The sequence below is a fragment of the Achromobacter sp. JCM 18799 genome (genome assembly GCF_055395645.1).
Genome location: NZ_AP043866.1, coordinates 2886030 through 2899043, shown reverse-complemented (window position 1 = coordinate 2899043; position 13014 = coordinate 2886030). Strand labels below are relative to the sequence as shown.

Genomic DNA, 13014 nt, shown 5'->3' with positions numbered 1-13014 from the left:
CACCACGAGCATTCGTGGTGGCGAGTTGCTACATTGCGTCGATCATCAAGGCGTTGCGCATGTCCATGATCACGCTTTGATGCCAAAAAAAGAGGCCAGCCATGACGAGGACGGCGCAGATGAGCGTTGCCCATCGCAGGACCTTTGCGCGGTCTTCAACGCGCTTGAGAATGGTGGTCTCCATGCGTGCGCGGGTCTTCTGCAGGCCTGCGTCCAAGCCAAGCGTGTTCGAGAGGTCTTCGAGATACCAGTAGATCTCTCGATCGAGCAGGCCAACGTCAAATATTGCGGCGCCTTTTTTTGCGTCGTCGAGTCGATTCTGGATAGCCTGAAGCCGGTGGCTAAGCCAACGGGAGGCCCCCGGTAACTGCAGCTCTATCGCTTGACGGATCTGCATGACCTTGCCAGCGCGGGGCTTTACGGCGGTTGCCGCGGTGCTTACCACGGCAATGGCTTGAACGTCCCGGTAGAGCCGATACGGTCCCCACTTGTCGAGCCAACGGCGTAGCGGGTTGTCCATATAGGGAAACGAGAGATAGACGGCAACGCCGAGGGCGATCGATATCAACCACAGTCGAATACCTTTGTCCCGAATCCACTGCGCCATGTCGAAGAACGCCTGGGTCGACGGACTGAGCAGCTCAAACCGTATGTCTGGCATGGCGTCCTGCAGCATTGGTGCGGTGAGGTAGGGGACCGCGAGCATGACCATCGCCCACACCAGTAGCAGCATTAGGGCGGCCACCGCCAGCGTGCCGACGAGGATTGCCCTAAGCTGGGCCGTCACCCGCACGACGGCGGCCATGTCGCGCAGGCCGCCCGCGAATACCGCTTGCCCTTGAGTTTGCAGCGAGACAAATTCCGCTACTTCTCGCGGTGGAAGCGTGCGGTGAAGCGTCCTGCCAAGCTCGCCGGTTTCCACGATACGGTGAGCCCAGTAAGCCGACAGGACGCCGCGGGCGCTTTTGCCGTAGCGCTGCGCGTCAGCTTCAAGAATGCTCAGGAACGTCCGGCGACCCTGGGTGTCCTCCGTCATGTCGGCCAAGTATTCGTACCAGTCCGCACGGGCCCGCGAGAACTTGTTGGCAGCTTGGCCGACCCGCGTGAAGTAGAAGGGAATCTTCATCCCTTTTTCCTTTGGCGCAGAAGTGTTGCGTACGCCGTGAAATGAGGCTCAATGTCCCGGGGGTCGATCATTCCCTGGCTCATCTTGTAGACGGCGCATTCCATGGTGGACTTGCCTTCCATATCGGGCTCGTCGTACCGGGCGGTGCGCTGGCTGGCGAAGATCGCTCTCAGGCGGATCTCGTCGCCGTTTGCGATGGCTCGAAGCGCATCGGGATCACTAGAGGGCTCGAAGAGTTCAGCTACTGCGGTGCGACTCGCGTAGCCGAAGAGTTCCGGGATCCCCTTCTTGCGGCAGTGTTCGCAGCCGTCCGGGTTGCGGATCTTGAGCGAATCGCTGCCGAAGTCGTATAGGGCTTCGATGCCCGCCAAGTACTGTTGCCATGTACCGCGATCTCGTTTGATGCCCATCCGATCCTGGGCACCGTCAAGGAGTGCCACGGCGGGAAGGGCGCAGCGGCACAGTTTGGGCATCAGGGCTTGGTGAACGAGCAGCTTCAAAACGCCAGGGGTTCCCAGCGTGCTGCGCGGTATTCCGATTTCGCTGGAGGCAAAGCGCTGCGGAATGGCAAGCGCACTTCCCACGTGCGTCGTGCAGTAAAGGTTGCTGCCCGAGAGCACGATGTCCTGAAATGCAGCGCCTGTGAGCACATCGCGAATCTCCCCGAGAAAGACGTCACTCGCGGCCGCTCGCTTGAGCGCCATGAGCTTCGATTTCATCGTTTCGCGGTCGGAGCCATCCAGAGAGCGCGAAACGCTGGCTTGGAGCACTGCCTCAAGGATGAGTTCGACGGGATCCTCGATAGACATGACCTTGCGCGTTCTCGGCAGACGCACAATCAGTTGGGCAATGCTCACCGTCTTTCCGGAGCCAGGGATGCCGCCCATGACGATGGCGCCGCCCATGCTGCGCATCGCCCGCTCGAACTGGGCGACTTGAGAGGGGAGATAGCCGAGGGCTGACATGTCCACCTTTTGCACCTTGGAGTCCACGTCGAGCAAGCGCAGCGTGATGGACGGCCCCTTGTCTGCAATGAATGAACCCCAGCGAAGCATGTAGCTGCGCTCGTCCACCACCTCGTACAGCCGACCCTGTTGCTCGTTGGCCATGTCAAGGAATAGGCCGTTCCCGCCGCTGACATCCAGCCAGGCAACGCTGGCCATGTCGAGGAGTTGCTGCGTGGGCATCGCTAGATGTTCAGGCGTGGTGTACTGGCCGTCGATGGTGGCGCTGATGCGCGATTTCGCGGCCGTGGTGTCGATGTTCAGATGCAGATCGCTCGCATCGTTGCGTACCGCCCAGGACACGATGTCGTAAAACCCTTGGCGAACTGCCGACTTTTCCTTTTGGCCTCGGATCCGGGAGCTTCGCTGTATCACGTCTTGGGCCTGCATCCGCTCTCTGACAAGGGTCAGCAGAATGACCGGGTTGATCGTGTAGATCTGGACCGGGCCTTTGGCGGCGTCGATGGCGCGCTGTTCGACGGCGCGAAAGATGTCGGTGTCGACTTCGCGCGGTTTGACGAAAACGACATAGCGCGGTCCCTCGAGCTCGGCGACACATGCGGTGACCGCCGATGTCGAGCCGCACCAATCGACCTTGAGCGTCCTGAACGCCGGCTGCATTTGCGTAATGTCTTCGAACGAATCGATGTGCTGGTAGGCGTCACCGGTGGACACTGCAGGAGTCGATGCGTGCATGTCCAGCACCGGCATTTCCTCTTGTTCGCGCAGGCTGACATGCACCGTGCGCTTGAGCCGCCGCACCAACTGAATGAGGCTTGAGATCATGGTGTTCCTCGATTTAGGCAAAAGGTGACGACATCCTGGGACTGGTCAACGAAGCTGGCGCACGGTTGAGATACGGCCTGCAGGCGCAGTCCGAGGTCGACGCCGGCGACAGGCTCGGCGTAGCCGCTGCGGTAATGCGCCCGCCGGCCCGCCTGGTCGATCATCACCGTCAGCTGCTTTCCGACGCCTGTGATGGCGAGAAGCCGTGGCGGCGCGACAACGGGCGTTGCGTCAGGATCGGGTTTGGCGGCCTGGGCAGCAGGTGGGCCGGAAGCGGCAAGCTGCGCGCCTCCGCCTTTTACGGTTTGCGCCTTGCGATTCTCCTCATCGAGTGCGCGCTGGGCATCGAGCTCAAGCAGTTCTTGAACGGTTTGGGGAACAAGCTGGCTCAGGCTGGCGACATCGACGCCGGCGCCGACCACCCCGACCTGTGCCGACACCGAAAGAGGGACGGCGAGGGCGACGGTGGCGCCGGCGGCGGCAAACACGAGCCAGCCTTGCCGCTTGCGTTCAGGGCGATTCAACATAGATGGTTCCTTTGAGCGTTGTGACGAAGGCGCTCGTCGTGAGTCCCGGAGTGGTGTCCGGCGTAAAGCGCATCTGCAACTGCGTGACTTCTGAGGTACGCGGAAGCGCCAAGCCGTACAGGGAGCGCAGCGGCGCGTTGATGACGAGCGCGCGCGTTGCCGGAAGCTTGATCTCCTTGGGCCGGATTACGGGTTGTTCCAACCCGTTGGCAAGCTTGACGTTCGGTACCGTAATCGGCACTTGTCCCGGCGCAGACAGCGACAGGTCCTGCAGCGCTGGGCGCAGTGCCTGCCAGGACGGCTCCCAAACCTGCCGCATCGCCTTTGCGTCGGGAAGTTCCGCCAGCAGCACCGGCTGAGGCGCCAACCCCGCAGGGATGGTCCAGGAGGCGTTTGCGGTCTCCAGATCAACATGCTCGATCTTCCAAGTGGGCGGTAGGGCCGTGCGCAGGGTGCGATTGTCCGCAAGCCGCGTTCGTTGGTATTTAGCGACGCAACTGCGCACCGGCGGTCGGCAGTCCACCTCGACAAGCCTCCAGCGGCCGGGCGCGGTGGGCACATCCTCCAGTTGTTGCAGCAGCGGGGCTAGACCCGGCTCTCCTAGCGTTCGAGCGGTCTTTGCCCACGCAGCGATTGCCTTTTTCCACAACGTTGCAGGGTCAACTTCGGGCTGCGCGGCCAGCATCTCCTGTGCAATTCGCGCTTGCCGCTCCTCCCAGTAACTCATGCCGATGTCCCAGGCCTCGTACACCAGAAATAGGCCCAGGAGGGTCCACCAGAACGGCGAGACCATCGCGAGACTGAAGCCGGCTCGGCGCAGGGACGACTGCTGGTTGGTGTGAGCTGCTAGCTGTTGCAGGGAGAACGGCCGTGACTGCGTGCGGTGGTCCCCGTGCACCTGCGCCTCGCCGTAGCGCGCCAGCGCCTCATCGAGCGCGCGCTGTGCCGCCTGCAGATCTGCAAAGACCGCGTCTCCGCCCGTCTGGACCACACCAGCAACAATGACGGCAATCCATACGGATTTGTCGGGCAGATTGAGCGCCACGATGTGGGTGCCGTGACGATGCATCTGTGCAAACGCGGCGGCCGCCGAGAATAGGATGGCGCGCGTCTTTGCGCGACGCTCCTTGCCTTTGGCGATGAGAAGCCCGACGGAAGGGCTGCGGGCATCGCTGTGGACAAAGTGTGTGGCCTTCACCTTGCGTGCCAGCCGCAGCGCTTCTTTCTGCGGATCCTCGCCGAGGACCGTCTGCCATCGAACTCCGAAGACAAGCTGATTCGATGTACCGGGGATGGCGACGAGCCGGTAACTCAGCCGCCGCGGGGTCTTCTCACGTCGTGCCACGTCAGAATCCTTCTTCGGGAATGGCCGTGACCAGAACGACCGTGAGCATCTGCTTCTCTTGCGAAGCGTCGGAGCCGCCGGCGAGCATCGGTGCCTTGTCGTCCAGACGCCGCCTGGTAGAGGTGTCTGCCGACTGCTGGTAGCCGCCGATCACCACTTGCTCGCCGGGACGCACCATCACCTGCTGCACTCGTCCCTGGCCGCCGATGTCGGTTTGCTGGACGAACGACTGATCATCGCGGGAGCCGACCGGCTCCTTTTTCATTTCGATGAGCCGGGTGTCGTCGTAGGCAATCGTCAGGAGCACTTGGCCGTCGTCCTGCGCATCTGGCACGACGGTGAGGAAGGTGCCGACAGTCTTGTTGTCCTGCGTGACGGTGACGGTGGGGGCCGAGTTGTCCGACGTGCTTTGCGTCTGCTGCAGGTCCTTGATGTAGTCGAAGGAGCGGCGCGTGTCGTACTTGCCCGGGCGGCGATTCTGCATCAAGAGCGGGATGCTCTTGTGGTCGATGATCGAGCCCAGCTGCGAGAGCGCTGACAGTGCAAGGTTGGTGCCCGCGAAGGGACCGCTTCCCACTCTAGCGCCCACGCTTCCGGCGGCCTTGGCCGCGTCCAGCATCGGCGCGACACCGATTGCGGAGGCCGTGTTTTGGCGCCCCAGGCTGTTGAACAGGATGCTCCAATCCACGCTTCCCTGATTGATCCGGTCGCTCTGCACCGTGATTTCTTCGAAGACTAGGCGCACGCGGCGGGTCATCTGACGATTCTCGGCGTCGAGAAATTCGCCAATTCGGTCCTGGGCTTCCTTGGTGTCCGTCACGACAATCGTGTTGGACGCGCCGTCCGCAGCCTTGATCACGCCGGCACGGCTGAGGAACTGGCTGACCTTGCTGACGACCGCCGCCAGCTCGCGCGCTTCGTCCTTCGCACCCGCGCTGGTTCTGTCCGCCAGCATCGAGTTGGTCGACTTGATATCCCGCTGCAGGTTCTCTTCGGCCGCCTGCGTGGGCGTGCGGACCACATAGCTCTTGGTCTCTGTCCGGTAGAAGCGCAGCGCGCCGATCTTGTCGTCGTAGCGCCAGTACACGCCCAGGCGCAGTGCGATTGCGTCCAGCACCGAGGCCAGCGGGGCCTGGCCGGCTGGCAGTGGTGCCATCTTTGTGCGGGCCACGCCTGTGGGCAGCGCGGGACCTGCAATTCGATCCACCGCCGCGCCGGGGATGAGGGCCGGGACGAGCGTGTCGGCGGTGCTGGCGCCCAGGCTGAGCGGGTTTACCGTGCCGAGGTCGCCCGCTAGGCGCGGTAAGAAGTATTCGGCCGGCAGCAAGGCGTCCGCCGTGACCTGCGTCAGGATGCCTGTGGCAATCTGGATCCGGTCGGCCAGCGTCTTGAGGTCTGCGGAATTGTTCTCGAAGAGGAGCGTCGTGTTGACGTTTGCCCGCAGCGCCGGCGGCAGGGTCACTTCCCGTGCTAGTGGCTGCGGTCGGCCAGCGATCCAGGGGAGTTCAACGACCTGACCCTTTGCACGGTCGACGTCGCCGGCTCTGAGTTTGAAGTGGTCCAACGCGATGGTACCGTCGGCCTGGCGCAGCGCTGCGCGGGATTCGACGCGGTCGGTGGCCTGCAGGGCCGAGCAGCCGGCGAGCAAGGCCAGCATGACCGCCGTCAGTACAGTGCGGTAAGAATTCATGGGTTTTCCTGGTCAACGCCGCGGCTAGGATTGCGTGGCGGGGGAGCGATTGCAGCTGCGGGTGAAGGGCAACATGCGCAGGACGCGGTTGCCGTAGAAGCAGGGGCGGATAGGCGATTCGCTCATTGCGACTGCCTGGGACAGCGCCTGGGTGGCCTCTTGGAATGAGTCCGCCTCGAACTCGGCGGGGGCCTGAATCGGTATGTCGAAGTTCAGTTCCCACTGATCAGGCCCGAAGGTCCAGTTGGCATCCGCTGCCCAGCGATTGAGCGCTTGGCGGACCGTCCCGTCTTGAGGACTGACGCGCCAAATCTGTTTCGGCGGGTCCACGACTTGCGGTTCTGCAATGGGCTCCGTCGGCGCAACTTCAACCGTCACGATGGTGCCAGCGGTCGGTGTGACTTGTTGCGGACTCGCGCTCACATCGGTGGTAGGCGCCGTGGCTTCACTTGTCGCTACCGGCGTCGGCGCCGACGCAGAGGTGCCGGCACCCGACGTCACATCAGTAGCGGCCGGCAGCGGTGCGCTGGCGTCAGGTGCAGTGCTTTCTGGCTTGGGCGGCGCTACGGGCACGGGAATGGGCGGAATGTCGGCCGTGGCCAGGACGGTCGGCGATTTACCCGGTAGAACGGTGCGCGGATCCGCATGGTTGATGAGGATGCGTCCGGAGTCCGGAGGTGTCGGCGGGGCGGGCGGTACGAATCCGCAGGCCGAAAGGAGGCAGACGGCCGAGGCAATGGCCGCCAAGAGGGATACTCGCATGGGGGTTCCTAAGATCTACTTGAGGGACCGGGGCGTGACGCCCTGTCGTTCAAGTTCAAGGTGAACGGCGCGCAGATCGCCGGGCGGGCTATGTCGCCGTGTGAGCAGCAGCATTTCCAGCAGGATTGGCAATAGCGACGCGTCCGGCTGTCCACCGACGCCGCTATCCAAAAGGGTGAGACGCAGTTGCGAGACGTGCTCAGCGACCTGGTCGTCGATTTCGAGGCGATCGCGGAGGTAGGCTGACAGCGTCATTCCCCGGTCTGCTGCGGCCTGTTCGTAACGACGACGAGCCGCGTCGGACAGTCGAAACGTAATCGGGCGTTCAAGCAGGGAGCGCATGAAGCCGGGCCTCCTCTACGACGATGTGGCCTATGGCCTGAGCAAACGCCTGTTTGAAGGCGTCCAGCCGGATTCTTCGTTCGAGGGGCGAATCAGCCTTGCCCTTGCAATGCTCGATGAACTTTTGATCGCGATATTTGGCAGGGCTGATATCGGGAGCCGCTTCGAACCAAGTGCGTGCGGCATGACGGGCGTCGCGTGCTGTCGACGGGAATTCAAAAGATGCGGCCCAGGAACGGGCCGCAGGCGGATTGGCCATGCGGAGATCCTTGATTGAAGTGTGTGCAGATGGCGCCCGGCCTGGGCAGAGAAGGTGTTCGCTGGGACGACCAGGGAACACAGAGAGGGTGTGCGCTGCGGCAACCCTCTCGATTGGCGCGATGTTTCGCAACGGCTGGTAGGTCAGCCCGAATACTATTCGCGGTTCAAAGCTGGTGTGCTCTTGGCGAAACGAACCCTTGGCACACCGGCGTTAACTACTCATTTGAGGGCGGACCCTTTCTCGACGTCTTGGAACGACGCGTCCTAGGGGTGGTCAGCCCCGACGGTAAAAGCTGATCCAGATAATGTCCCAGATCTTGCCATGCCTGGCGCTTCTCATCGGCAAATTCATACAGTTGATAATGGCGACGAATCTTGTTCTTGCCAGTGTGCACCACATGCCCTTGGCATCGGTCAATAACATTCTCAGAGGCCCCTAACCGTTGCATGATGGTGGCCCCTGTCCTTCTCAGATCGTGTGGCGTCCAATTGCCGTTGGCCCCTTCAGCCAAGACCAGAGTATTGTCGTTTCGGCGGCCTTTTAGCGGCGTTCGATCCTCCGCCTTGAACTGCGTCTGACGGTCACCTATCTGTTTTGTCACTGATTGACCGGAAAGCGGCCCTCGGCCATCCCGAGCTGGGAACACGTACAACGAATCCGAAAGTTGCATCGCACCTTCGAAGTGGCGCGCGGCGAAGTCCGAGAGATAGACGAGCTGGTCCTGCTTTTGGCGGCGCCGTCCCTTGGAGTTTTCCTTCGGTATGAACCAAGTGCGTTCAGGAAGGTTAATGTGGGCTTTCTCGGCCTTGGTCAACGCCCCGATGCGTGTAAGCGTGCTTAGGCAGATCCAAACCGCGTGTTGAGTAGCGGGTGAGACCGGCAGCTTGGCTACTCGTTTATTGGGCGCTTGTTCGTACTCATCTTCGCCAGATCTGAAGCGATCTGCCAGCTCAATGATCTCGGTGTCATGCAGTACGCGGGTGCGTACATTCTCCGGGTCGTAGTCATCGTCAAGCAGAAGATCGAGGTCGATGAGCTTAGCTGGGTTGCCTTCGATGAGGAGGCGCCGCCAAGGTTGGCGATCTTCTGCCCAACCGAGCATTTGGCCTATCGCGCCGAAGATGATCACTGCCAGGCGATTTGCACCGCGTGCTATTACTGGGCGTAAAACCTTCTTTATGTCATCCTCGGACAACGCCCGCAATGCGGAGTCACCGATCGTAGGCAGTACGTCCTTCCCGAAGATTCGCTTCAGTTCAGCATTCTCGTCGGAACGGCGTACGCCCTCGCTGATCCACGCGTCGTACAGGTCCTTGACGCTCAGATCATGGGCGCGACGCTGGCTTTCCTCGCTGATTACCTGCTCGACTTTAAGTTGCGCCTCTATTTTGTCGGCAACCTTCTGCCGCCGAGGGTCCACACCCTTCGCTACGAGTGCTCGTGCGTTGTCGCGCCTTTCACGGATGGTCACCAAATCGACCGTCGGCCAGTTGCCGCAGTAATACCAAACCTTGCGGCCGTCCCACTTGAAGCTATAGCGGAACGCAACCGCAGCGGTTCCATTTACCACTCGAACTTGGCCAGTCAGACCTCCGCCGTCTGCGATACTGTCCTTCGCCCACGCTGTTGGAATGGACTCCAATTCCCGGACTGTCCATTTGTGACCTCGACCTTTTTTCGGGTAACGCGTCATGCCCTTTTTTCCGTCATATGTACACCCATGGGTACACCCGGCTGCGGATTGCGACGGATGCGGGTGGATGATAATGGAAATTCATGCGGTGTAAGTCGTTGAAAAGGCGCAATAAGTTTTCCGCACCTGTCCACACCCTTCCATGGTCAACCAATTTGGGAGCAGAGGGTCGTGAGTTCGAATCCCACCGCCCCGACCAATAAAATCAAAGGGTTAGCTCAATGTCGTTGAGCTAACCCTTTTTCTTTGCTGGGCATATGGGACAACATATGGGACAACGAACTTGCAGTTGGCGGTGAGCAAGTTCAGGCGGCATCAAGGCAAGGATGTGCACTCGGTGGCAATAGCCCATCTCGGGACTTGCCGGGTCTCTACTTGATTGGGGGGGGGCGGGCAGCTCGCTGCACTTTGGGCTCATCAGGCCAATTGGGTGGGCTCTGGGGACTGTTGCGCTTGGGGCAGGCCAAACCCCTTCATCTGAGGCTGTGTGTGCTGGGGCAGCAAAGCGAGAGTTCCGAGCCCAGGTCGCAGAGCATCGGCGGCACCACGCGACAGTTGAATCGTTACGACCCCTCGGCCCTTCCATCCTCGCGGCGTTATTCGTTAGCGGGGCAAATGCCGAGCTGTGCTGTGGACCGGTCTTCCGCGGTTGCACTTTTAAAGCGTCGCGGCCCGTACTCTGCATGTGCTGTGTGCATTGCACTGAGACCATACTGCACACCTCAGTGTCAAATGCGCTCTGAGCTGCGCTGAGAGAAATCAAAGTCGACGGTCTATCCGACCCGAACTTCTGAGACTTGGCCTAGTACGGGAATGAGGGGATGGGGCATCCTTTAACCTAGTACTGATACGAGGGGTGCCCTTTCGACAATGGAAGTAGGAGTTGCCAGCGCAATGTCTGAATGGCTGCGACAGGGACACGGAGTCTTTCAGGCGGCTAACAGATTATTTCGCTGAGTCGACCCCGGGCTGGCCGCGATCCCGCGTATGAGGCGCTGAAACTTGTCCGCAGGTCCGTAGATTTCACCCCGCCGCAACCGTCCGCACTTGTGAATCGTGGGGGCGGCCTTGGTGGATCCTGCTGCACCGAAGGAGCGTGGGGCGCGATTAATGCTCAGAAACACGGAACGTGGGTCGCAGCAAAAAGGTCGGCAATGGCTGGACCAAGCGCGGTTCATGTCGCGGAGAAGTTAGTGGCTTGAATTGCCGACAGGGTATTTGAGTATCTCGGCCTGGCAAACAGTTCCCAGTCAAAAGAGTCCGGCTCGTGGCGTTGCAAAAATAACTCCCACCTTGAGACGCCGGCGCCGGACAGTTGCCACCCTAGTCACGTACGTCTGGAACATCATCAACCGTTGATCGTTCCAGCTTCACTGACGGTGGGCGAGGGGCGGGGCGGCTGTCCAGTTGTGGACCATCGAACAGATCCGGAGTGCTTGGCTGGCGTAGAGATCAAGTGTTGACGCCATCAGTCAAAGCCCTTTTCAAACACCCTATCAAAATCCCCTATCAAATATTCCGAATGCGCGGGGAAGCTTGGCGCCCCGGTGGGCATTGATTCTTGCCATGGACAGAAGGGAAGGCTGGCTCGGCGGCCTCACGTTCTAGCGAGCGAAGTCGTTGGATTGTGCAATACAGGACTCTGGCCACACCCTCCGACTTGCCCACATTCTTTTGCACGGCGCCAACCGTCTTCTAGACCCTGCAAGGCAAAAACTTGGAGATTCGACTCGCGTTTCAGAAACAGAGCGCGAGACCGCGCAGAACGCGCTCTGGGCTGCAATGACTCTAAAGTGGCTGCTACCCCGTCACCCGAGGTGTTTTGACCGCTCATGCGGGCTGTGGACGCGTCTAAGGACCATCACTGCATCTAGGAGGGCGTCCCATCTGGAATTGGTCCGGCCTATTGTGGCTTATCAGCTCAGACAGCGGCGCAGACGCTGTTGACACTGGCGTAGCCAGTAAAAGATTTGGGATTGGGAATGGGATTGGGATTGGTAGCTTTGCATCCGGTTTGCACTGGGTTCGAAAGTAAAACCTGGCCATAACCTGCTGGGTTTACGCTACAGGCCCCCAGTTTCCCTCGCTTCGTGGGTATTTCTCCTATGAGGATGGCCATGGATCCTGTGTCAGCGGCGCTCATGGATCTCAAGATCTGAGCAACTGTGCTGGGGCACAGCGCGCTCCTTTACGCCGTGTTTCAGAACCAAATTGGTCGAGTGCCGCTCTAGGTTTTGATGTGGGAACCGGCGGTTAACCAAGTAGGAACCCAGCAGGATCCCAACGGGTTTCCTGTTACGAACGATGTTGCGTTGCGCTGCGGATTCTCAGTTCATATCCGGCGGTGATTGCTATCATCAGGCGTACCGATAGGGCTGTGTTTGTGGAGAAAAGCGTATGGACTTGGGTACTACGGTGATGCTCGGAGTACTTGTAGCTGTTATCGCATTCGGCCTTTGGGTCGCGAATAACATCGCTCGTTCCGAAGGGCGCAACAAAGAAGACCATCAGACCTGAAGCGGCAATAATTCGGAGTAGGTCTCAAAAATTAGGCTGGCTTGTTATGTTCTTTGAAGTAACAATTGGTCATCTGGTTCATTCCGGGAGGGGAACGTGGCCGATTTCTTCATTGAACATAGCCACATGCTGGCTTTGAAACCCATTAGCAGTCCGAACTCGGGTTTTAGGCCAGGCCAGTTGGGCGCTCTTCATTCTGTGGCGGCCCACTTTTCGGTCTACGACGAGCCGGCCATAGTGTCTTTGCCGACTGGATATGGGAAGACTGCCGTGATCATGGCGCTTCCTTTTTTGTTGGGCTCAAACCGTGTGCTGGTGGTGGAACCCACGGATGTGCTGAGACGACAGACCTCGGCCCACTTCGGTGAACTGTCGACGCTACGCAAGCTCAAGGTCTTACCGGCGGAGGCAGGAAATCCTCATGTACATCCACAGAAGGGCAGGCCATTGAGCGCCGATGAATGGCTTGCCTTTCGAACTTTCGATGTGGTCGTGTCCACGCCAGCGAGCACATCGCCGGTCCTGGAGCCCGTAAGTCCCGCAGATCTATTCGATTTGATTATCTTTGACGAGGCGCACCATGCTCCAGCAGACACTTGGAGTGCGTATCTCGGTCACTACTCCCGCGCCAAGTTTGTCTTCTTGACGGCTACTCCATTCAGGCGCGATAAAAAGGCAATTCTGGGTCGTCTGGCATATAGCTATCCAGTTTCCAAGGCGTCTCGCGAACAAGCGTTTGGGAGCGTCTCCTTTCGTCCAGCGCCTGTGCATAACGATCACGATGAGGACGAGGTGGACCTTGCCATCGCAAGGGCGGCGATTGCACAGCTGCGGGAAGATCAGGCGCAAGTTTCGACCATCGACTGTTTGCGCGAGCATCCTCGATATCCGCTGCTAGGAAGCTGACGGGGATTTACGCCGGGCTGGGGGCGAGGGTAGAAGCGATCGACAGCGGAATTT

General features: G+C 60.2%; 10 protein-coding genes. 1 reads left to right on the top strand and 9 read right to left on the bottom strand.

Going from position 1 to position 13014, the window contains the following annotated elements; all coding sequences use genetic code 11:
* Positions 1-28 precede the first annotated feature (28 nt).
* The 9 genes from ACZ5YA_RS13565 to ACZ5YA_RS13525 all read right to left on the bottom strand — a co-directional run bounded on the left by ACZ5YA_RS13565 (position 29) and on the right by ACZ5YA_RS13525 (position 9537).
* Positions 29-1126 (bottom strand): hypothetical protein, encoded by a 1098-nt coding sequence (locus ACZ5YA_RS13565; protein ID WP_152385210.1) that lies wholly within the window; start codon positions 1124-1126, stop codon positions 29-31.
* Entirely contained in the window at positions 1123-2916 is a 1794-nt protein-coding gene (locus ACZ5YA_RS13560) for an ATPase, T2SS/T4P/T4SS family (protein WP_152385209.1), read from the bottom strand. Before ACZ5YA_RS13560 ends, ACZ5YA_RS13565 begins: the two co-directional genes overlap by 4 nt.
* Complete coding sequence (locus ACZ5YA_RS13555; protein ID WP_152385208.1) at positions 2913-3443, bottom strand: hypothetical protein; 531 nt, start codon at positions 3441-3443, stop codon at positions 2913-2915. The genes ACZ5YA_RS13560 and ACZ5YA_RS13555 overlap by 4 nt, the downstream gene beginning before the upstream one ends.
* Positions 3427-4788: a hypothetical protein gene (locus tag ACZ5YA_RS13550; RefSeq protein WP_152385207.1), complete on the bottom strand. Its 1362-nt coding sequence runs from the start codon at positions 4786-4788 to the stop codon at positions 3427-3429. The genes ACZ5YA_RS13555 and ACZ5YA_RS13550 overlap by 17 nt, the downstream gene beginning before the upstream one ends.
* Before the next feature lies 1 nt (position 4789).
* Complete coding sequence (locus ACZ5YA_RS13545) at positions 4790-6478, bottom strand: type II secretion system protein GspD (protein WP_152385206.1); 1689 nt, start codon at positions 6476-6478, stop codon at positions 4790-4792.
* Positions 6479-6502: 24 nt separating this feature from the next.
* Positions 6503-7240, bottom strand: coding sequence for a TcpQ domain-containing protein (locus ACZ5YA_RS13540; protein ID WP_152385205.1), 738 nt, complete (start codon positions 7238-7240; stop codon positions 6503-6505).
* Positions 7241-7255: 15 nt separating this feature from the next.
* Entirely contained in the window at positions 7256-7582 is a 327-nt protein-coding gene (locus ACZ5YA_RS13535; RefSeq protein ID WP_152385204.1) for a hypothetical protein, read from the bottom strand.
* Positions 7566-7841, bottom strand: a complete 276-nt coding sequence (locus tag ACZ5YA_RS13530) for a hypothetical protein (RefSeq protein WP_152385203.1) — start codon at positions 7839-7841, stop codon at positions 7566-7568. Before ACZ5YA_RS13530 ends, ACZ5YA_RS13535 begins: the two co-directional genes overlap by 17 nt.
* Positions 7842-8058: 217 nt before the next feature.
* Complete coding sequence (locus ACZ5YA_RS13525) at positions 8059-9537, bottom strand: tyrosine-type recombinase/integrase (RefSeq protein WP_152385202.1); 1479 nt, start codon at positions 9535-9537, stop codon at positions 8059-8061.
* Positions 9538-12150: 2613 nt separating this feature from the next.
* Here ACZ5YA_RS13525 and ACZ5YA_RS13520 point away from each other — a divergent pair.
* Positions 12151-12960, top strand: coding sequence for a DEAD/DEAH box helicase family protein (locus ACZ5YA_RS13520; RefSeq protein WP_464092668.1), 810 nt, complete (start codon positions 12151-12153; stop codon positions 12958-12960).
* The last annotated feature ends 54 nt before the right edge of the window (positions 12961-13014 follow it).